The sequence below is a fragment of the Photorhabdus machadonis genome, from assembly GCF_052657765.1.
In genome coordinates, this window is sequence record NZ_CP199761.1 from 4,906,681 (window position 1) to 4,929,227 (window position 22,547).

The 22,547-nt window shown below is 46.1% G+C and carries 18 protein-coding genes and 2 pseudogenes; 8 read left to right on the forward strand and 12 right to left on the reverse strand.

The genetic code is table 11. The features are described from left to right. Nucleotides 1-143: 143 nt before the first annotated feature. The 7 genes and pseudogenes from tssI to ACUN2T_RS23605 form a co-directional block, all read left to right on the forward strand. Complete coding sequence (gene tssI / locus ACUN2T_RS23575; protein WP_445495318.1) at nucleotides 144-2,267, forward strand: type VI secretion system tip protein TssI/VgrG; 2,124 nt, start codon at nucleotides 144-146, stop codon at nucleotides 2,265-2,267. Between the two features lie 2 nt (nucleotides 2,268-2,269). Further along, a complete protein-coding gene (locus ACUN2T_RS23580) occupies nucleotides 2,270-3,619 on the forward strand; it encodes a VRR-NUC domain-containing protein (protein WP_445495319.1) in 1,350 nt (449 codons plus the stop codon). 15 nt (nucleotides 3,620-3,634) lie between these two features. Then, entirely contained in the window at nucleotides 3,635-4,780 is a 1,146-nt protein-coding gene (locus ACUN2T_RS23585; RefSeq protein WP_445497967.1) for a DUF3396 domain-containing protein, read from the forward strand. 28 nt (nucleotides 4,781-4,808) lie between these two features. After that, nucleotides 4,809-4,976, forward strand: a complete 168-nt coding sequence (locus ACUN2T_RS23590) for a hypothetical protein (protein ID WP_445495320.1) — start codon at nucleotides 4,809-4,811, stop codon at nucleotides 4,974-4,976. 15 nt (nucleotides 4,977-4,991) lie between these two features. Next, complete coding sequence (locus ACUN2T_RS23595) at nucleotides 4,992-6,137, forward strand: DUF3396 domain-containing protein (RefSeq protein ID WP_445497968.1); 1,146 nt, start codon at nucleotides 4,992-4,994, stop codon at nucleotides 6,135-6,137. A gap of 28 nt (nucleotides 6,138-6,165) precedes the next feature. After that, on the forward strand, nucleotides 6,166-6,333 hold the full coding sequence (locus ACUN2T_RS23600) for a hypothetical protein (protein WP_445495320.1): 168 nt from the start codon (nucleotides 6,166-6,168) through the stop codon (nucleotides 6,331-6,333). A 15-nt stretch (nucleotides 6,334-6,348) separates the two neighbouring features. Then, a pseudogene (locus ACUN2T_RS23605) lies at nucleotides 6,349-6,651 on the forward strand (hypothetical protein); the annotation flags it as partial. 35 nt (nucleotides 6,652-6,686) lie between these two features. Here ACUN2T_RS23605 and ACUN2T_RS23610 read toward each other — a convergent pair. Beyond that, on the reverse strand, nucleotides 6,687-7,448 hold the full coding sequence (locus ACUN2T_RS23610) for an IS5 family transposase (protein ID WP_445494372.1): 762 nt from the start codon (nucleotides 7,446-7,448) through the stop codon (nucleotides 6,687-6,689). A gap of 130 nt (nucleotides 7,449-7,578) precedes the next feature. Here ACUN2T_RS23610 and ACUN2T_RS23615 point away from each other — a divergent pair. Beyond that, a pseudogene (locus ACUN2T_RS23615) lies at nucleotides 7,579-7,714 on the forward strand (type VI immunity family protein); the annotation flags it as partial. Between the two features lie 1,136 nt (nucleotides 7,715-8,850). Here the strand turns inward: ACUN2T_RS23615 and ACUN2T_RS23620 are convergent. From ACUN2T_RS23620 to infB, 11 genes are all read right to left on the reverse strand, one after another. Further along, nucleotides 8,851-10,020, reverse strand: coding sequence for an ABC transporter permease (locus ACUN2T_RS23620; protein WP_445497969.1), 1,170 nt, complete (start codon nucleotides 10,018-10,020; stop codon nucleotides 8,851-8,853). Next, the gene (locus tag ACUN2T_RS23625; RefSeq protein WP_445495321.1) at nucleotides 10,020-11,165 is read right to left on the reverse strand and encodes an ABC transporter permease; all 1,146 of its coding nucleotides are present in this window, start codon (nucleotides 11,163-11,165) and stop codon (nucleotides 10,020-10,022) included. The genes ACUN2T_RS23620 and ACUN2T_RS23625 overlap by 1 nt, the downstream gene beginning before the upstream one ends. Before the next feature lie 11 nt (nucleotides 11,166-11,176). Continuing rightward, entirely contained in the window at nucleotides 11,177-12,148 is a 972-nt protein-coding gene (locus ACUN2T_RS23630; protein WP_445495322.1) for an HlyD family secretion protein, read from the reverse strand. A gap of 371 nt (nucleotides 12,149-12,519) precedes the next feature. Beyond that, entirely contained in the window at nucleotides 12,520-14,454 is a 1,935-nt protein-coding gene (locus ACUN2T_RS23635) for a DEAD/DEAH family ATP-dependent RNA helicase (RefSeq protein WP_445495323.1), read from the reverse strand. Then, on the reverse strand, nucleotides 14,444-14,524 hold the full coding sequence (gene yrbN / locus ACUN2T_RS23640; protein ID WP_110742800.1) for a protein YrbN: 81 nt from the start codon (nucleotides 14,522-14,524) through the stop codon (nucleotides 14,444-14,446). The genes ACUN2T_RS23635 and yrbN overlap by 11 nt, the downstream gene beginning before the upstream one ends. A 101-nt stretch (nucleotides 14,525-14,625) precedes the next feature. After that, on the reverse strand, nucleotides 14,626-15,513 hold the full coding sequence (gene nlpI, locus ACUN2T_RS23645) for a lipoprotein NlpI (RefSeq protein ID WP_445495324.1): 888 nt from the start codon (nucleotides 15,511-15,513) through the stop codon (nucleotides 14,626-14,628). A 123-nt stretch (nucleotides 15,514-15,636) separates the two neighbouring features. After that, a complete protein-coding gene (gene pnp / locus ACUN2T_RS23650; protein ID WP_445495325.1) occupies nucleotides 15,637-17,766 on the reverse strand; it encodes a polyribonucleotide nucleotidyltransferase in 2,130 nt (709 codons plus the stop codon). A gap of 245 nt (nucleotides 17,767-18,011) precedes the next feature. Then, complete coding sequence (gene rpsO, locus ACUN2T_RS23655; RefSeq protein ID WP_015836102.1) at nucleotides 18,012-18,281, reverse strand: 30S ribosomal protein S15; 270 nt, start codon at nucleotides 18,279-18,281, stop codon at nucleotides 18,012-18,014. 122 nt (nucleotides 18,282-18,403) lie between these two features. Then, nucleotides 18,404-19,351, reverse strand: coding sequence for a tRNA pseudouridine(55) synthase TruB (truB, locus tag ACUN2T_RS23660; protein ID WP_445495326.1), 948 nt, complete (start codon nucleotides 19,349-19,351; stop codon nucleotides 18,404-18,406). Continuing rightward, nucleotides 19,351-19,761: a 30S ribosome-binding factor RbfA gene (gene rbfA, locus ACUN2T_RS23665; RefSeq protein ID WP_445495327.1), complete on the reverse strand. Its 411-nt coding sequence runs from the start codon at nucleotides 19,759-19,761 to the stop codon at nucleotides 19,351-19,353. The genes truB and rbfA overlap by 1 nt, the downstream gene beginning before the upstream one ends. Nucleotides 19,762-19,826: 65 nt before the next feature. Then, nucleotides 19,827-22,541 carry a translation initiation factor IF-2 gene (gene infB / locus ACUN2T_RS23670; RefSeq protein WP_445495328.1) on the reverse strand — a complete coding sequence of 905 codons (2,715 nt, stop codon included), beginning with the start codon at nucleotides 22,539-22,541 and terminating at the stop codon, nucleotides 19,827-19,829. Nucleotides 22,542-22,547: the final 6 nt, after the last annotated feature.

Sequence of the window (22,547 nt, forward strand, 5' to 3'; positions counted from 1 at the left end):
ATCATAAAAGAGGCAGGCACACCTTACCTCATGTATCCCTGAATCGAGTGATCCCGATATTCTCCGGGGCTGGAAGGTCATGAATACTGGACATCTTTCAATAATGCCCGGACACCAAAAAATTATGTCATTGAGGAAAAACCATGAAAACCGGACTCCGCTTTTCCTGCACTATCGGCAACCTGGCCCCCATGACTTTTGCGGTCGTCAATTTTACATTAGATGAAGCGCTTTCATCGTTATTTACCCTGTCTCTGACATTAGCGACACCGCGTTCAGATATTGATACCGATACCCTCCTGCTCCAAACCGCGCAGTTCACCGTCACCCGTGACGATAATCCGCAACGTGAAGTGAAAGGGTTGGTTGAAAGTGCCGTTATTGGCACCACAAACCGGCATCAAACCCTGTATCACCTGACCGTCAGACCAGAAATGTGGCTGCTGACCCTCGATCAGGACAGCCGCATCTATCACCAACTCAGCGTTCCCGAGATTTTACACAGCATACTGAAACAGAAAAAACTCAGGGCTAATATGCATTTTAACGACCCGCATTCAGTGCGGGAATACACCACCATGAAAAGGGAATCCTCCTATGATTTCTTTACCCGCCTTGCGGCGGAAGAGGGGATTTTCTTCTGGTTCGCCGATGACGGGCTCCATGTCAGCGACAGCCATTTAAACATGAGGGCACCGGATACACTGATCTACAACCCGGACGTCACCAGCGCAACAGAAGAAAATGTTATCTCCAAATGGTCTCTGGGCTCCCACATGCGCCCGGAATCGATCTCCCAAAAAGACAGAAATTACCACAACCCCAATTATGCCTTGCAGCATAACGCGACAGATTTTGAGGCAGAGAGCAGCACGCCATTTCACATTTTCGAAAGTTATGGCCGCTTTCTGAAAAACAAAGAGGGCATGCCATTAACCCAGTACCGGCTGGAAGCGGTGCGGGCCGACAGCAAATCAGGGCAAGCGGACAGCAATTGTATTCGATTAATGCCGGGCCGGATCTTCACGTTAACCCACCACCCGATTGACACCATGAATGACCGCTGGCAAGTCGTCTCTTCCCGACATCAGGGGCATGTGCCCGCCGTTTTGGGTGATGGCGGAGCCGGTACTACCTTAAACTCACAGACCCGGTTCATTCCCGGTCGCAACGATTGGCGTCCGCCCTACCGCTACAAACCCCAGGCTGACGGCGATGAAGTCGCCACGGTTGTCGGGCCCGGCACGGAAGAAATTTACGTCAATAAAGATGGCGCGGTTCGCGTTCACTTCCACTGGAACCGTTACGACGCGCCTGATGACCAGGCGTCCTGCTGGGTACGGGTGGCACAAGGCTGGAACGGCAACGGATTTGGCTTTCTGGCCACCCCGCGAGTCGGCCAGGAAGTGATTATCTCCTATCTCAACGGCGATATTGACCGCCCCATAATTACCGGATGTACCTATAACGCGCTTAACCGTCCGCCGCTGAATTTACCGGCGGAGAAGACCCGCACTACGTTCAGAACTAAAACCCATAAAGGTCATGGTTTTAACGAATTGCGTTTTGAAGATGAAAACGGCAGCGAGGAAGTGTTTATTCATGCTCAACGGGATATGAATACGCAGGTTCTCAGGGATAAAACCACACAGATAAACCATGACCAGAAAACAGAAGTTGAACATAACCGTACCACTATGATTAAAAACGATGATGACGAAGCCGTGCAGGGCTTCCAGACGCTGGAAGTCAGTCAAAATCAAACGGTGACCATTAAAGGCCAGCAGGCCATTTCAATCGGTAAAAGCCATCAATTTAGCATCACCGATAACCAGCAAATCATCGTAGGTAAACATATCACTGTGCACTCGGAAAGCGGGCAAATCACCATTGGGAACGCAGGCGGGCAGATAGTCATTGACCCAATGGGGAACATCCGTATCGAAGGGGTCAGTATTACCATGTCTGACCATATCACCGGAAAAAAATCCGCTGATGCGCTGTTTGACTACTCAGCACGCTATACCCTGCGAAGCGAGCAAACCGGTAAGCCGCTGGCGCATACCCCCTATACCATTACCACCGCTGGCGGTCAGACCCTTTCCGGTAAAACTGACACGCTGGGCAGAACTGTAACCGTACAGAGTGAGGCAGAAGAAAATCTGCAACTGAGTTCACCGGAAACCCCACCGAAACCGAAGCAAACCTTATATCAGGCCAGTGATAACACACCGGTAGAGCATGTTATGGAATTTACGGAGAAATAAGTATGACAATATCCAACAGCGGCAAGATGTGCCCGACAGTCACCTCAATTAACTGTACGATGGAAATAGGCATCTTTCCCGCCGATGAAGATCCCTGTTATCTGGCGAGAAAAGCCGAATACGCCCTGCGTCTGCCGGCAATGATTATCACCCGGCTGGGTGCTATTCGCTTTCTTAATCAAGTCATTATGAGTGGATTGATTAAGATTGAGGAACTCAAACATGACTTTCTGTGGCCCTATAAAGCGGAAGTGGTGTTTGCTATCCGAGGGCCTAAAGATGTTCCTTTGCCCATGCTGGCGACCAGTCTGGCCTCTAAACAGCGTTATAGCGGTAATTTACCGCAATCCAGCAATCCATTTGCCCGGCCTTCTGCCGACGATACGAAGAAGTTTAGCGTTAAGCGTATTCGGCGCCCCGATATTATTTTGGTTAAAGATAAAGCTCTCCGCTGGCCGGGCAGAAATGCCACCTACTTCGATGGTTCTGTGCACCCTGATAATCTAAAAATGTTAATTGAGGTGAAATTTCCGGGGGATAAACTTGCCGAAGATCAAGAAATAGATTATATCCAGATTGCGACCGAAGACCGCTTTGGTGTAATGCGTATCAGCGATAATCGCACCGAGGAGCAAAAACAGTACGATGAAGCATGGCGAAAACATTACCAACCCGGCTCCCAGCACTATAAAAATCCCATACCACTGGCCCCCCTGCCGCCCGGTTCACCTCCTGATGATGACACCTTACCCTCACCTCCTGAAGAGGGCGTGCCAGGCACTATTCCGCAACCCCTGACAAAAAATCCACCGCTTCTCAGCACTTCCCGCTGGTCGTTTCTACCCAGCTATGAAGACTGGGTTGTCCTCGGGCAGGAGGTAGCCGGCTTGACAGAACAGGGGTTAGATTATGTCCGTAACAGTACCCGTGAACGCCTTGCCCAGTTTGGAGCATGGTTCAGTGAAACCGGCAAGTGGGTATGTAACGAGATTATTGACCCAATAACCCATCAGGCCAGTTACGCTTTTTCCTGGGTCAGTGAACAAACGGGAAAAATCGTGACCTGGACGGAGAGTGAGATAAAAGCCCGGTGGCAAACCGTACAACAGGGCTCAGATATCACCCTGGAAGACCTCAAAAATATTAGCTGGATGCAAATATTGAAAAAGGTGGGTGAAGAGATGCTGGAAGTGATTGTGATTATTGCCGAAGTTGCCGTTGTTATCCTCGTCACCCTTGCCGTCGCTGCGGCGCTGATTGTACTGGTGAAAATTTTAGCCGCAGCCAGTGCCGCAGCATTAGCGGCTGTCCTGACTATATTGGCGGGTGTAACATTCGCCACCGCCTCATAATTCACGGAGAAAATGATGGAAACTGTAGATTACTTTGACCAGTTGAGATCACAACTGACCGCTTTTCTTTTTATCAATGGCGATGGACTGACTGTTTCTCGCCTGGGTATCTCAATAACCCTGTTTTTTAAACAGGGCTACACGCTGGAGAAAAAGCAACGCATTCTGGCCTGCTACCGGCGCTTTCGCGAAGAGTTTGGCACTCAGCTGCGTTTTCATAGCCATTCATTGAAAAGGTTAAGCAAATATTCACCGGAAAATATTATTAAGATAGAAGAAGGCATTCTCTCCAGGAGAAAAAACCAGCTCTGTGGCTGGGTCGTTAGTAATGCTAAAAATGAAGATGAAGCACCTAATTATCTGATGCGTTACCTGGATTCCGATGAGGATGATGGTGACGATAGTAGCTCCTACCTGAGTCTGGTGCTGCCCTGGGATTATCTAAAGGAACCAGAGGGCATGACTCGTTTTATGGCGTGGCTGAATTTTCTATGTGAACAGCTCGAACCCGACAGTGGAGACTGTGGCTACTGTCTGGTCCTGCCCAAAGATTACTATGACTACTTTCCTTTAGAGCACCAACTGGCGCAACGTTACCCTTCCCTGCAAGTGAACTCCGCAGTGCATACAGCCAAATTACAGTACGGACATTCCATCCGTGGCATTAACTGGATCACCCTGCTGTCTAAACGCTTTGTAGGACGTCTGGGCGGAGAAGTCTGGATACGCAAAACACTGGCTCGTTACCCAGATGTGGTCATTAGTCCTTACTCCAAGGGTCTGATGATACGGGCAGGTCAATACCCAGATCTGACACCGCTGCCGGGCAGTGTCCCGGAGAGTTATTTCGCCATTAACCAGTTGATACGTCCGATACGGGTGATCCCCCGGGAAGGTCATTCACTGCATTTTTATGGGGCCGGTCATTTTAATTCAACTTCCACCTTGGCTTGGTATGCCCGCTATGACCGGGGCCCTCTGCATGTAACCCCAGTGAGAAGCGGCGAACCGATGCTGGTCAGCGGATTCTGGCGAACCGACAGCCAGCCTGACAAACAGTATTTCTTTGTTCAGGGCGCGACTGCCTTTGATATTCAGGGCGCGGAGCCGGGAACAACGGTATGGCATCTGATACGAGAAGCAGAAAACAGGAATGAGTAAAGGGTGAGAAACAGTCGATGAAAAAGAGATGCTGGAAGTGGTTGTGATTATTGCCGAAGTTGCTGTTGTTATCCTCGTCACCCTTGCCGTCGCTGCGGCGCTGATTGTACTGGTGAGAATTTTAGCTGCCGCCGCCGCAGCATTAGCGGCTGTCCTGACTATATTGGCGGGTGTAACATTCGCCACCGCCTCATAATTCACGGAGAAAATGATGGAAACTGTAGATTACTTTGACCAGTTGAGATCACAACTGACCGCTTTTCTTTTTATCAATGGCGATGGACTGACTGTTTCCCGCCTGGGTATCTCAATAACCCTGTTTTTTAAACAGGGCTACACGCTGGAGAAAAAGCAACGCATTCTGGCCTGCTACCGGCGCTTCCGCGAAGAATTTGGTACCCACCTGCGTTTTCACCGTCATGAGCTGAAAGGGTTAAAAAAATATTCACCGGAAAATATTGCCAAAGTGGAAGAAGGTATTCTTAATCAGAAAAAAAACCAGTTTTCTAGTTGGGTGGTCAGTGATGCCAAAAATGAAGATGAGGCACCTAATTATCTGATGCGTTACCTGGATTCCCGAGAAAGTAATGGGGACGATGATAGCTCCTACCTGAGTCTGGTGCTGCCCTGGGATTATCTAAAGGAACCAGAGGGCATGACTCGTTTTATGGCATGGTTGGATTTTCTATGTGAACAGCTCGAACCCGACAGTGGAGACTGTGGCTATTGTCTGGTCCTGCCCAAAGATTACTATGACTACTTTCCTTTAGAGCACCAACTGGCGCAACGTTACCCTTCCCTGCAAGTGAACTCCGCAGTGCATACAGCCAAATTACAGTACGGACATTCCATCCGTGGCATTAACTGGATCACCCTGCTGTCTAAACGCTTTGTAGGACGTCTGGGCGGAGAAGTCTGGATACGCAAAACACTGGCTCGTTACCCAGATGTGGTCATTAGTCCTTACTCCAAGGGTCTGATGATACGGGCGGGTCAATACCTAGATCTGACACCGCTGCCGGGCAGTGTCCCGGAGAGTTATTTCGCCATTAACCAGTTGATACGTCCGATACGGGTGATCCCCCGGGAAGGTCATTCACTGCATTTTTATGGGGCGGGTCATTTCGATGATATTTCCACCTTGGCTTGGTATGCCCGCTATGACCGGGGCCCTCTGCATGTAACCCCGGTGAGAAGCGGTGAACCGATGCTGGTCAGCGGATTCTGGCGAACCGACAGCCAGCCTGACAAACAGTATTTCTTTGTTCAGGGTGCGACTGCCTTTGATATTCAGGGCGCGGAGCCGGGAACAACGGTATGGCATCTGATACGAGAAGCAGAAAACAGGAATGAGTAAAGGGTGAGAAACAGTCGATGAAAAAGAGATGCTGGAAGTGGTTGTGATTATTGCCGAAGTTGCTGTTGTTATCCTCGTCACCCTTGCCGTCGCTGCGGCGCTGATTGTACTGGTGAGAATTTTAGCTGCCGCCGCCGCAGCATTAGCGGCTGTCCTGACTATATTGGCGGGTGTAACATTCGCCACCGCCTCATAATTCACGGAGAAAATGATGGAAACTGTAGATTACTTTGCCCAACTGAGATCAAAACTGACCGCTTTTCTTTTTATCAATGGCGATGGACTGACTGTTTCCCGCCTGGGTATCTCAATAACCCTGTTTTTTAAACAGGGCTACACGCTGGAGAAAAAGCAACGCATTCTGGCCTGCTACCGGCGCTTCCGCGAAGAGTTTGGCACTCAGCTGCGTTTTCATCGTCATGAGTTGAAAGGGTTAAAAAAATATTCACCGGAAAATATTGCCAAAGTGGAAGAGGGTATTCTTAATCAGAAAAAGAATCAGCTTTCTAGCTGGGATATTAGGGGCTGTTGATGTTTTAAAGTCATTATTCAATCAACCCACATCGGCAACCAGACAATGATGAATGCGAGTGCCACCATACTGGTATAATTCCGTTCAAGTTTATCGTATCTCGTTGCTATTGCTCGAAAATGCTTAATTCGAGCAATAGCATTCTCGACTAAATGGCGATAACGGTATAAGCACTTATCAATACCCTGGTCTGTTTTTCGACTATTTTTACGATAAGGGAGCACTGGAGTCGCATCCCGTTGTTTAATAAACATCCTGAAACGCTGACTGTCATATCCTTTATCAGCAATAACTGCTTCGGAAGTGGGAGACTTGGAAATAAGGCTTTCTGCGTGAACACTGTCATGAACCTGCCCCCCCGAAAGTTCAAAATGAACGGGCAAGCCTCCGCTGTCTACCGCTAAATGGATCTTGGTTGAACGTCCACCACGACTTTTGCCTATCGCCTCGTCGTTATCTGAAGCAGCTCCAGCACTATGTTGATGAGCCCGAACGATAGTCCCATCAATGAACAACCACTCTGTATCTGCAATCGCAGATAACCCTTTGAAAATAATCTGTAAAATACCTCTCTTTGACCAAGCGTTGAAACGCGAAAAGACCGTATTCCATTTGCCGAATTCTGTGGGTAAATCGCGCCAGGGGATGCTTGTTCTCATCCGATAAATAATGCCTTCCAAGGTCAAACGGTGTTCAGGTTTATCATAAATCCAACCGGTGTGTTGCATGAATGCGGATAGCTTATTCCAGTAGAGATCTGTTAACATTGTTCTCGGCATGATGGTGAGGTCTGGTTGTTTTTTGGCGAAAGTAATTATATCAAATCATCATGCTGTCTAATAATCCCCCGAAAAACATCAACAACCCCTAGTGACGCAAAAAATTTCTATGAAGCCCCACTATCTGATTATGGCCTGGCTGGACTTTCTATGTGAACAGCTCGAACCCGACAGTGGACTGTGGCTACTGTCGGGTTTTACCCAACGACTTCTATAACCACTTTCCCTTAGAGTGCCAGTTAGTTCAGCGTTATCTTGCCCTCAGGGCGGGATTCCACTTTGCTTATTTTTCATTTCACCTTCTTTTCCCCGGCTGTTGACCGCTTTTTGGTAAAGAACAACGCCAGCATCGATATCATAAACACTGACAACATGCAAAGCGGTGTGATTGTCTTCTAACCCGACCCGTCACAGAGTTTTTTCAATAAGTGAAATCCTACCCTGACCTGGCTGCCTGAATTAATAAATAAATCCCTTTATGTTTTTTCGGATAATCAATCCCTTTCTTAGGGCTTAAATCCTGCCAAATTAACCGTTTTATCCCTTTTTATTGTACTGCTTTTTATGATTGTCTCCATAAAATAATAGTGAGAAAACACATTAATCTCAATCTATTCAGATAATATTCTTTTTCCCGCTGATTTCTTTTCAACTTTCTATTAATAATTAATGGACTTCGATTAAATACAATTCACTGTCCATTTGAAAAATATGTTTATTGAGTTTAATCCAACTTTTATATCAAAGTGTTAATCTCCTCTGTATTTTCGTTTTCAAATGATTATGATAGGTTAAATAAATGTAACATAAGAGGAGAATGCATCGCCAATGAAAAGGGGTTTATGAGCTACTATCACTCTGAGGGTTTTCTTATTTTTTAATTAAACATTTATTTAATGAATGGTTTTCATTGTGCCGTTTTTTTGTAAATCCAATCGTTTTTTCCGTTTTCTGACTCATATTTAAATTTTACTGCTTCCATTAAACTGATACTGAATTTTTTCCTTTATTTAATTTTCCAGGTTTAAAACCAGAGAGGGTAAAAATATATTCCAATGATATTAAAATCAAAGCCTATTTCTTCAATCGTTTTTAATACTGCTAAACGTTTTTATCCTTTTCTTTCTATTAATCCGATTAATCAAAAAGCTTCCTGGTTTTCTTTAACGATTTATCTCTCTTTTCGAAAGTCTTTTTCAACCATGTAACATCTTTTACTTAAAAATTTTTTTAATGCGATTAATCGTGCTTTCAATACTTCGTGATTAATAGCATCGAATAGAAAGCTAACGTGTTTTTTAAGCTTGGTTTTGTTTATAACCAAAATTAATAAATTTAAAATCCGTTTTTCCTGATGTTTTCTCTTCCAATATCAGTACAGTACCGAGTTTTTTACCTGCTCCTATCGGGTTTCTCGCCTTATATCCCCTCCCGCACTGGATGAAGGTTTACGGCGATTTTTGCTAAATTCACCACTGCGCACCTTCCCAATCAGAATCCCCAGCAGCGTATAAACCACGCCAAGGATCAGCATCATGGCAATATCTCCCAATACATTCTGTAATGGCAGCCCCATCTGGTTAACACCTGCAATCGCTTTTGTCGCCCAAGTGGATGGTAAGGCAGAAGAGATTGCCCTCACCCAATCAGGCATCGCCTGTATCGGCCAGATTGTGCCGGAAATATAGAACACAGGCGTTGTGCTAAGGGCGAGCGTCAAATAGATCATTTCTACACTGCGCATGCATTCTGTCACCAGCTTCCCCAATCCAAACACTGACAACATAAACAGAAAAGTCAGCATTAATAACAGAGGAATAGACGCTTCCTGACGGTATCCCAATACCCACGGCCAAAGAACAAAAAATATGAGAGAGAGAAAAAGCCAGATGGGTAATAGCGCCGACAATGCACCTAAATAGACGGGTAATGGGGGTTTACCTTTCGGTGTACTGCGCATCGTAATACTGACTCGCACACAAGATATTAGCAAAGAGTGTTGCAACAACATCACCAACAAACCAGGAAAGGTAATTGCAGCAAAGCTAACACCTGGGTTGAACAACCCAACAGTTTCACTACGAATTGGCATCAGTAATAGCTTTACTTGTTCAGGACTGAAACCATATTTCAGTAGTAATTTGCTGTTATATTCACTCAGCAATTGCCGGTGGGCAGAGGTCAACTCTTGCTGAATTTGTCCATTGGCAAGACGACTCGTTGCATCTCCATAAATCGGAAAGGTGATATTTTTTCCATTAAGGATATTTTTCTCCAGATCCGCCGGTATGATGATGATCGCAAAAATTTCACGTAATAGCAGATCGTGACGGGCATCAGCCAGATTGTCATAGCTGTGGACCGCAATTTTAGCCGTGGAATTAAGCTGACGTATCAGAGCACGACTGGCGAAGCTGTGATCCTGATCGATCACGGCAACGGGCAGATCCCATACTGTTGGCCGGACATACACTAAACTCATCAGACACAGGGAAGCCAGCATCAACATCCACATGGGTTTTTCCAGCATTCCCATTAACACCCGGCGAAAGGTCTGCCAGTACATCTGCATCATTCACCGCCTTGCGGCAGTCTAAGCCGTTTCAATAACCGGTTACGCACTAGCAGGGAACAAACGAGTGGATAGATCAGTAACGAAGCACAAACAGATAAAATACCCAGTAAAGAAACCTCACGCAGAAAAATATCAAACATTGCATTCAAGGCATGGGTCAAAGGCTCAAGATTGGCAATTATCCTCGCCGGCAATATCATGGATAATTCGGGTACTGACATACCTGAAAATGTCATCGCGATACTTACCAACACCCCAATAAGGCTATAAGCTGTTAATGCGCTATTGGTGAAAGTAAATAGCAACAGACCAATGCTTTGAGCGGCAATCACATAGAAGAAACCTACTACCACCATATATATTGGATTACCGTTCACTTTTGCATCAAATACCCCAATCAGCGCCGCCAACTCCACAATTAACAACAGAGTAAAAAATAGGGTATAAGGCGCCAGTTTTCCCAACAAGGCGAAGGTAAACGGTTTCATTGTCATCAGCGTACTGCTGCGGGACATACTGTAAATCGTGCAAGTTACAACAAAAAGCTGTAACAAATGGATAGTGGCCGCAAACTGCTGATAATAGATGTAACTACCACTGGCATTGAAAAGACTGTCATAAGCGAGTGTGACATTGGCTAACGGAGGTAACTGGTGCCCCATCTCCGTTGCCAGTATGGAACGGTATTTCGCATTGATCTCCGCCATTACTCCACTGAAATCCTGAATAGAATAACTTCCGGCACCATAAAACAATGCGTTGTAATACATACGAACGGTTGGCTGGTGCCCCCGGAGAGCATCAGCCTCAAAATCATTCGGGATATAAAGCAGAGAGTAATCCTTAGCGTTGCCAAGCCGTTCAAGAGATTCATGCAATCCGCCATCGTAGGATTTAATCTGTGCATGAGAAGCGCCATCCAGATTACGGATCAAACTACGTGACAACGGGCTATGATCATTATCCACTACTGATACTGGCAGATTGAGCAGCGTCCCTTCTGAAAAGTTAGCGCTGATTAGCACAAATAGCATCAAAGGGAATAACCAACTTAGCCAGTGAAAAACCGGGCTGCGGATCGTAGCCCGAATCTCTTGACTAAAAGCGCGTTCGAACCCACGCCATACAACCTTGCCCCTCATCAGCAAGTCACCTATTTATCCCAACGCCACAAGGCGCTCATACCAGGGCGTAAACCTTCAACCGGCTGTAAGGGGAACAAACGAACTTCAAAGGTTCTCAGGTCAAAATCACCGGTCGCACGAGTCGCGCGTTTGGTTGCGTAATCTCCCATCGGGGCGATATAACGTATTTCTGCTTCGATCTCTTTATCACCCAGCGCAGGAACACGGAGTTTGACTTTATCCCCTTTGCGCACTTTCGCCAGAATATCTTCCCGCAAGTTATAAATAAAATAGGCTTCCGAGACACGAACTAATGTCACCAGCGGGCTGTTGGCATTAAATAATTCACCCACTTCTGCTGGAATCGGCCCAACTTCACCCTCGGCTGGCGCTTTAACCTGTAAATCATCCTTCTGGGTTTGTAACTCAATAAGTTGCTGTTCAGCCTGACGCAGAGCCGCCGCATATTTCTGGCGTAGCTCAATTCTGTCACCATGCATACCTTCATCTAACGCGGCTTTTGCGCCCTGCATTTTTTGATAGGAAACATCCCTGCTTCTGCGGGCGTTATCCAATTCATTTCGTGAAACATAGCCTTTAGACGCAATGTTCTGAATACGGTTATATTCACGTACCGCATTATCATATTCAGCCTGGGCCTGTGCCAAACCCGCTTCCAGATTCCGGATACTTTCTTCACGCGTACCATGCAGAGATTGCTCTAACTGGGCTTTAGCCTGATCACGGACAGCTTCCAATGAAGCGACTTGAGCCAGTAATTCAGGGCTTTCAAGTGTGATCAGCAGTTGACCGGTTTTGACATCATCTCCCCGCTCGACGTGGCGCTCGATCACCCGGCCTTTAGCTTTAGATGCCACAATCACTTCCGGCGCATCAACTTCACCTTGCAACAATAAATATTGGTTATGAGAACGAAATAACACAGCCATTGCTGTGAGCAAGATAACCAGTAAGATCGTAAAAAGTGTTCTTTTTTTCATTATGTCTTACACACCCAAAATTGCTCAACCTGAAACTAATAGCATCTTCACATTATTCTGTAGAAAATTTCTTCTATATTTGTGCGTATAATCACTGACGGAAAGAATAAGTCTTTATAATAGTGTAATGGTTTATGATTCTTGTCAAATATTGAACTACTTGGTAGATTCACATAATGAGTGTTCTTAAAGAATAGTTATGACTACATTGACTCGATTAAGAAAGTAACGAATACAATGATAACTAAAAGTAAAAATTCCCCAAGAAGACTGAACATAACATAATTGAAACACTCGGTAGATTGAAGTGCATTGGCAACAAAAACGGCTCCTGTAAAAAGGAGCCGTTTTATCATTCAAATATCAGTTAATTACTGCGCGTTGCTATTGTTATAACGACGGCGTGGAGCAGATGAACCATTCTCATCGCTACGACCACGGAAATTGCTACGGCTTTGGCCTTCACCGCGACTTTCACCACCACGGCCTTCTCCACTACGGCGTTCACTGCTGAAACGACGGGCACCACCGTTGACATTCTCACGATCACGGCGAGGAGCATTGCCATTACTGTTACCATTACGTGGGCCACCACGGCGTTCACGACGTTCAGATGGTTGCGCATCACCCATTAACTGCATATTCATTGGTTTATTCAGAATACGAGTACGGGTAAAATGAGACAACAAGTCGCCTGGCATACCTTTTGGCAGCTCAATTGTAGAATGAGTTGCAAACAGTTTAATGTTACCAATATAACGGCTGCTGATATCGCCTTCGTTAGCAATCGCACCAACGATATGACGAACTTCGACACCATCATCACGACCCACTTCAATACGGTACAGCTCCATTTCACCAACATCACGGCGCTCACGGCGAGGACGATCACCACGTTGTTCACCTCGCTCACCACGATCATCGAAACTATTACGGCGACGATCATCACGCTCGTTAAACTCACGACGAGGACGGCGAACTGGGTCTGGTGGCAAAATCAACGGACGCTCACCTTGTGCCATTTTCAACAATGCCGCTGCCAGAGTTTCTATATCCAAATCTTCCGCAGGTTGCAATTTGGACAACAGAGCACGGTACTGCTCCAGATCGCTGCTTTCCAGCTGTTGTTGCACATTGGCCGCGAATTTTTCCAGACGGCGCTGACTCAGCAATTCAGTATTCGGCAGTTCAACTTCAGGGATAGTCAACTTCATTGTACGTTCAACGTTACGTAACAGGCGGCGTTCACGGTTTTCTACAAACAGTAATGCACGTCCCGCACGTCCCGCACGACCTGTACGACCAATACGGTGAACATAAGATTCCGCATCCATTGGAATATCATAGTTAACGACCAAACTGATACGCTCAACATCCAGACCACGCGCTGCAACATCCGTTGCTATCAGAATATCCAAACGACCATCTTTCAGACGTTCCAGTGTCTGCTCACGCAGTGCCTGGTTCATATCACCGTTCAGGGCCGCACTATTGTAACCACTACGCTCCAGTGCTTCTGCCACTTCCAGCGTTGCATTTTTGGTACGCACGAAAATAATCGCAGCATCAAAATCTTCAGCTTCCAAGAAACGCACCAGCGCTTCATTTTTACGCATACCGTAAACAGACCAGTAGCTCTGGCTGATGTCAGGACGGGTTGTTACACTCGCCTGAATACGCACTTCCTGAGGATCGTTCATGAAACGACGAGTGATGCGGCGGATAGCTTCCGGCATCGTTGCAGAGAACAGCGCAGTTTGGTGCTCTGCGGGGATCTGGCTCATGATGTTTTCAACATCTTCAATGAAGCCCATGCGCAGCATTTCGTCTGCTTCATCCAAAACCAAACCGCTCAGGTTAGAAAGATCCAAAGTACCACGCTTCAGGTGATCCAGAAGACGCCCAGGTGTACCTACAACAATTTGTGGACCTTGGCGCAAAGCACGTAACTGAACGTCATAACGTTGCCCACCATACAGTGCAACAACATTCACATTACGCATATGTTTAGAAAAGTCCGCGCACGCTTCAGCTACCTGTACCGCCAGTTCACGGGTCGGTGCCAACACAAGGATCTGCGGAGCTTTCAGTTCAGCATTGATGTTATGCAATAAAGGCAGGCTGAATGCCGCCGTTTTACCACTACCGGTCTGTGCCATACCCAGCACATCACGACCATTTAATAAATGGGGGATACATTGTTGCTGGATTGGAGATGGCTTTTCATAGCCAAGATCTTCCAGTGCAGAAAGAATAGGTGCTGATAAACCCAGATCAGCAAAGGAGATTTCAGTTTCAGTGGTCATGTAATGGTGCCTCATTAGTTATGGCGGCCAGTCTACATAACGCATTGAAAAAAATTTCGGTCATTTTCATTTAAAATGTGAACTGGCTCAAAGTATGTAATTAAACGAACAAACAAGCCCTCATCGGTCAAGATGATGGACTTTGCAAATCGATCTCGAAATGTTCGTCAGCTATTGCTGGTCCGATTCTGATAGGTCGTCTTGTTCCTGGCCTAACAGCGCCAATTCCAACAATGCATAGCGGTGCTCAACAAAGTTATGTGCATTGTTAGCCACCGTCAGCTTGAATAACGCAGATGCGCTATCCTTGTCCCCCAGACTTAGGTAATGTTTACCTAAATAGAAGTCAGTTTCACTGAGATGCTCAGCGAGCGAAGTGTTATCTGTTGCATTCTCTTTCAGGCGATCCATCAATGTATATTCACTGATTTTGCCTAAATAGAATTCAACTATATTCCAGCCCCATTGCCCCCGGTTCGCTCTTTCATAGTGTTGCGACAAGTTTACCATCGCTCCTTTAGGATAAAATTCTTTTTCCACCAGGTATAACCATAACGAACGGAAGGGATCATTTGGATCGTCTTGATAAAACGCCTGCAGATCATCCTGCGCTAACTTATACCGGCCACCGTAATACAATGCGATGCCGCGGTTCAGACGCGCGTAATTGTAAGTTGGATCAAGCTCTAATACAGAATCAAACGCTTCATAGGCGGCATCAAAATTGCCAGCCTGCGTAAAGTAAATTCCCAGATAATTAAAAATCTCTGGAATATTAGGCCGAATAGACAAGGCAATAGAAAAATCATTCCGTGCCAAGGCTCTTAGCCCGAGACTATCATACAGCACACCCCTCTCATATAAAAGCTGTGCGTACTCATCTTCTGTCAATGATCGACTCGCAAGAATCTGTTCCATACGGGCCAGAATAACTTCCTGCTGCAATGAAGGTTGTAATGGAATAGCAAAGACTTCGTTTTTACGCCAATCCTTACTGCTGCTGCATCCTGCCAAAATAAGTATTGCTACAGCATAACACCAGCGCAGAAAAAAATTCATTTCCTACTCCCGAAAGTCAGACATTGATTAAGAATGCCCTATCACCTATTGCATTTATTGGGCCTCCTGCCCTGAGTCTGTTAAACGGCGCTTTTTTACAAGACACCGTTTATGACATCAAATTTATTCTGCTGATTGTGGTGCTGGTTGTGCTTCCTCAACTGCGGTGCCGGCTGTCGCTTCTTTGATGCTCAGGCGAACACGGCCCTGGCGATCAATTTCCAGTACTTTAACTGATACTTCCTGACCAACCTGCAAATAGTCAGCCACTTTCTCAACGCGCTTATCAGCAATCTGAGAAATATGTACCAGACCTTCTTTACCACCACCAATAGCAACAAATGCGCCGAAATCAACGATACGAGTTACCTTACCAGCGTAAATACGGCTAACTTCGATCTCTGCGGTAATTTCTTCAATACGACTGATTGCATGTTTCGCTTTTTCGCTATCAGTTGCAGCAATTTTCACTGTGCCATCATCTTCAATCTCAATGGTAGTCCCGGTTTCTTCAGTCAATGCACGGATAACCGAACCACCTTTACCGATAACATCCTTGATCTTATCAGGGTTGATCTTGATAGTGTGAATACGTGGCGCAAATTCAGAAATATCATTACGTGGGCTGTTAATTGCCTGTTCCATTACGCTCAGGATATGCAAACGCGCACCTTTTGCCTGATTCAAAGCAACTTGCATAATTTCACGAGTGATACCTTCAATTTTGATATCCATTTGCAACGCACTGACACCTTCACAGCTACCCGCTACTTTAAAGTCCATGTCACCCAGATGATCTTCATCACCCAAAATATCAGACAGAACAACAAAGTTATCACCTTCTTTCACCAGGCCCATTGCAATACCAGCAACAGCGGCTTTAATCGGCACACCTGCATCCATCAACGCAAGAGATGCGCCACAAACAGATGCCATTGAAGATGAACCGTTAGATTCTGTAATTTCAGAAACTACACGAACTGTGTATGGGAACTCGTTAGCTTTTGGCATAACTGCCAATACACCACGTTTAGCCAAACGGCCATGACCAATTTCACGACGTTTTGGTGAACCCATCATACCTGTTTCGCCAACAGAATATGGAGGGAAATTATAGTGCAGCAAGAAGCGATCTGTACGTTCGCCCATCAGCTCATCAATGATCTGTGCATCACGTTCTGTCCCCAGAGTCGCAGTAACCAGAGCCTGGGTTTCACCACGGGTAAACAATGCAGAACCGTGAGTACGAGGCAGAACACCAGTACGTACGTCCAACGCACGGACCATATCTTTTTCACGGCCATCAATACGTGGTTCACCGCGTAAGACACGACTACGAACAACATTTTTCTCTAAGCTGCCCAGAATTTCATGGATTTCCGCTTCTTCCAAAGTTTCGTCCTGTTCTAACAGCGCTGCTGTAACTTCATCTTTGATAGCATCAACCTGAGCATAACGCTCCTGTTTCTCAGTGATACGGTAAGCATCACCCAGACGGCTTTCTGCTAATTCAGCTACACGATCATGCAACGCCTGATTAACAGATTCTGGCACCCAATCCCACTTCTCTTTGCCCGCTTCCGCAACCAACGCATTGATGTTATCAATAACCACTTGTTGTTGATCATGACCGAACACTACCGCACCCAGCATTTGTTCTTCAGCCAGCAGATCTGCTTCAGATTCCACCATCAAAACAGCACCGGCAGTACCTGAAACCACCAGATCCAAACGGCTGTTTTTTAGCTCATCACTGGTTGGGTTCAGCACATATTGATCATTAATATAACCAACGCGGGCAGCGCCAATCGGACCATTGAATGGAATACCAGACAATGCCAGCGCAGCAGAAGCACCAATCATTGCAACGATATCTGGGTTAATTTGTGGATTGACAGAAACAACAGTGGCTACAATCTGAACCTCGTTCAGGAAACCTTCCGGAAACAGAGGACGCAAAGGGCGATCAATCAAACGGGCTACCAGCGTTTCGCCTTCTCCTGGGCGACCTTCACGACGGAAGAAGCTGCCTGGGATACGGCCTGCGGCGTAAGTACGCTCCTGATAGTTAACAGTCAGCGGGAAGAAACCCTGACCAGCTTTTACTTTTTTCTGACCAACAACAGTGACGAATACAGCAGTGTCATCCATATTGACCATGACAGCAGCCGTGGCCTGGCGAGCCATCATACCCGTTTCGATAGTAACGGTGTGTTGACCATATTGAAATTTACGAACAATCGGATTCAGCAAAATAATATCCTTTCGTTAACGTTGTCTTTGATATTCAGCAGACAACAATGAATGATCTCTTCATGCCACATCCTCGCGACTAATGACAGCGCTCACTCTTTTAAGCACTCTCATTAGCCGCGCGAACCTCTGTAACCGAAGAGCCTTACCCCAAAATCATCATCAGTATTCTTATGCTGTTACATATGATGACTTCTCAGAAGAAAAGGGGCCATAATGGCCCCTTTCCACTGAAACTTGCTTGATTAGCGACGTAAGCCAAGACGCCCAATCAGCGCAGTGTAACTTGTTACATTCTTACGCTTCAGATAGTCCAGCAATTTACGACGCTGAGAAACCATGCGCAGCAGACCACGACGGCTATGGTGATCTTTTTTGTGCTCTGAAAAATGGCCTTGCAAGTGGTTAATTTGTGCGGTCAGCAGAGCAATCTGCACTTCACTAGAACCACTGTCATTTGCATCACGACCAAATTCAGCAATAATTTGCGCTTTTGCTTCAGTACTTAGAGACATATTACAACTCCAAAAATACATAAATTAAAATTACAGGTGCCGATCTCTAATTCAGCCACCCAACATATAGCTGCGCCATTCTACGCTGCAAACAAGTTAAGCGCAAGATAGCCCCAAATACCCTAATCCTGGTTTTCAACAACCAAACGGCGAGGAGCAATAAGCCCATCATCATTGATAACAGCAATGCCAATGAATTTACGTTCATCACCCTCAGTTACGCGCACCATACTCTCAACCAGAGCCAGAGATTTAGCACTTCGTACCGCCTGACCTTGTTTAAAATAAGCCGCAACTACCGGAAGTAAATTAACCTCTGGGAAATGAGCAACTGCACTATCCATTGGTAATAACAACAAATCAATTAATTCGTCTACAGGTATTTCCCGATCTTCAGCCTGCTTTTGCAACTCATATAATTGCTCAAGCGTAACCATTCGATCATTTGGATAATTCGCTACCTGTAAACGACGTAAATAAATAACGTGAGCACCACAACCTAATAATTCGCCTAAGTCATCAATAATAGTGCGAATATAAGTTCCTTTCGAACAGTGTATTTCCAATTCCAGTTCATCATCTTCCCAGCGGATAAACTGTAATTCATAGACCGTAATTGGCCGTGCTTCCCGTTCTACTTCAATACCTTGACGGGCATATTCATACAGTGGTTTCCCCTGATGTTTCAGTGCAGAATACATCGAAGGAATTTGCATGGTATCACCGCGGAATTTAGCCAAAGCTTCATTAAGCTGAACCGGATCTAGCCGGATTGCTCTTTCACTGATGATCTGCCCGTGTGAATCAGATGTGTCAGTACGCTGACCAAGACGGGCTATCACCCGATAACGCTTATCAGAATCAAGTAAGAACTGGGAAAACTTCGTAGCTTCACCGAGACAAACCGGCAGCATACCCGTTGCCAGTGGATCCAACGCGCCAGTGTGACCCGCTTTGTTGGCGTTGAAAATGCGTTTTACTTTTTGCAACGCATCATTAGAAGAAATATCCTGCGGCTTATCCAGTAACAACACGCCATGTATATCACGACCGCGACGACGACGCCCCATTACTTCTCCTCTTTGTGATCCACAGAAGCCCGGCGCTGCTCATCATTCTTCACAACATTAGTGACCAGATTGGACATCCGCATCCCCTCGACCAGGGAATTATCATAGGAGAAAGTCAGTTCTGGTACGACACGCAAACGCATTGCCTTACCCAGCAGAGAACGAATAAAACCAGAAGCTTCATTCAATGCCTTAATACCGTTTTTCACCACATCGGAATCATGTTCTTCAGTCAATACATTCAGAAAGGTAACAAATACTTTGGCATAAACCAAATCACGGGAAACTTCAACGCCAGAAACAGTCGCCATACCGATCCGAGGATCTTTTACTTCTCTCTGTAAAATGATGGCAATCTCTTTTTGCATTTCCTGTGCAACGCGCTGAGTACGGCTGAATTCTCTTGCCATTGTTATATCTCCTGACATTTGGGGGGCATAAGCCCCCCAACAATGAAATTAACCAGCGGTAGGAATTAAGCGATAGAACGTTTAATTTCAATAATTTCAAATACTTCTATCATATCGCCGACACGAACGTCGTTGTAGTTCTTAACGCCGATACCACATTCCATACCGTTACGGACTTCGTTAACGTCATCTTTAAAGCGGCGCAGGGATTCCAGTTCACCTTCGTAAATCACCACGTTATCACGCAGTACGCGGATTGGGTTATTACGCTTAATGGTCCCTTCAGTCACCATACAACCTGCAATCGCACCGAATTTCGGTGATTTAAACACATCACGAACCTCTGCCAAGCCCATGATCTGCTGTTTATATTCAGGTGCCAGCATACCACTCATTGCCTGTTTAACTTCATCAATCAGGCTATAGATAACGGAGTAATAACGCAGATCCAGGCTTTCATTTTCAACGACACGGCGTGCAGAAGCATCGGCACGAACGTTGAAACCCAGAATAATTGCGTTAGAAGCAGCAGCCAATGTAGCGTCAGTTTCAGTAATACCGCCTACACCAGAACCGATGATTTTCACCTTCACTTCATTGGTAGACAGTTGCTCCAGTGCTTCACGGATTGCTTCACATGACCCTTGAACGTCAGATTTCAGAACGATATTCAGTTCAGAAACTTCACCTTCTTCCATATTAGCAAACATGTTTTCCAGTTTAGATTTCTGCTGACGAGCCAGTTTGACTTCACGGAATTTACCCTGACGATACAGAGCCACTTCACGGGCTTTCTTCTCGTCACGTACAACCGTTGCTTCATCACCAGCTGCCGGCACGTTGGACAGGCCAAGGATTTCCACTGGAATAGAGGGACCTGCGGAAAACACTTCACGACCCAGTTCGTCACGCATCGCACGAACGCGTCCATATTCAAAGCCACAAAGTACGATATCGCCTTTGTTCAACGTACCTTCCTGAACCAGTACTGTCGCCACCGGGCCACGACCTTTATCCAAGAACGATTCGATAACAACGCCGCTTGCCATACCAGAATAAACAGCATTCAGTTCAAGGACTTCAGCCTGTAGCAAGATTGCGTCCAGCAGTTCATCAATTCCGATACCAGCTTTAGCAGATACATTGATAAACTGAGTTTCACCACCCCACTCCTCAGGCTGAACACCGTGCTGAGAAAGCTCGGTTTTCACGCGATCTGGATCAGCTTCTGGTTTATCGATTTTGTTAACTGCAACAACCACAGGAACATTCGCTGCTTTCGCGTGCTGGATAGCTTCGATAGTCTGAGGCATTACACCATCATCGGCAGCAACAACCAGAACCACGATGTCAGTAGCTTTCGCCCCACGCGCACGCATTGAAGTAAATGCAGCGTGTCCTGGAGTATCCAGGAAAGTAATCATGCCACTTTCAGTTTCAACATGGTAAGCACCGATATGCTGGGTAATACCGCCCGCCTCACCAGAAGCCACCTTCGTAGAACGAATGTAATCCAACAGAGAAGTTTTACCGTGGTCAACGTGACCCATGATAGTCACAACCGGCGCACGAGATTCAGCTACAGCTTCACCGGTATCGCGGTCACTCATCAGCGCTTCTTCCAGTTCGTTCTCACGACGCAGGATGACTTTATGACCCATTTCCTCAGCAACCAGTTGTGCAGTTTCCTGATCAATCACCTGGTTGATGGTTGCCATTGCGCCCATTTTCATCATGGCTTTGATGACCTGAGAGCCTTTAACCGCCATCTTATTAGCCAGCTCAGCAACAGTAATAGTTTCACCAATGACAACGTCACGGTTAACAGCAGCTACAGGCTTGTTGAAGCTCTGTTGCAATGTACTGGTTTTACGTTGTTTGCCTTTTGTACGGCCAACTGCACGGGCTTCTTCACGATCCGCTTTGGATTCAGAATGTTTATTATTTTTCTTCTGGCGAGTAGTTTTACTGCTGCGGGTACGAGCACGGCGATCACCTTCAACTTTAGCATCGTTTTCGTCTTCCGCAGCACGGGCGTGGCGAGAGGTAGTGACATGATAATCTTCATTATTATCGCTGGAATCTGAATCATTTGACCATTTATCCTGATTCTCCTCAGCCATACGGCGAGCCTCTTCAGCTACGCGTTTAGCTTCCTCTTCTACCTTACGGCGCATTTCTTCTTCGGCTTTACGCTTAAGATCAGCAGCTTCTGCTTCTCGACGCGCTTTCTCATTTTGAGCTGGTTTTTGTCTATGTTCGGTATGTTGATTGGTCACTTTTTCATTTTCCGCTGCCTGGCGCTTAGCTTTTTCAGCTGCCTCACGTTCGGCTATTTCTTCTGCCTCACGTTTAGCCTGCTCTTCAGCGAGTTTCTTCGCTGCTGCTTCGGCTTCGCGTTGCGCTTTTTCTTCTGCTTCGCACCGTGCTTGCTCTTCCGCTTCACGCTTCGCCTGTTCTTCCGCTTTAGCCTGTTCAACTGCATCGCGGTTTACATATGTGCGCTTTTTGCGGACCTCGACGGCTACCGGTTTGCTTTTTCCATCGGTGCCTGAAACACTCAATGTACTACGTGTTTTACGCTGTAATGTTAATTTATCTGGTTTACCAGCTGAACCGCCTTGTTCGCGGTTCAAATGCGCCAGTAAAGCTTCTTTTTCTTTCTGGGAGACAAAATCAGTTTCGGTTTTTCTAATCCCTGCATCAGCAAATTGCTGTACCAGGCGATCAACCGAAGTCTGGATCTCTTCTGCCAGTGATTTTACGGTTACATCTGTCATGCTGTT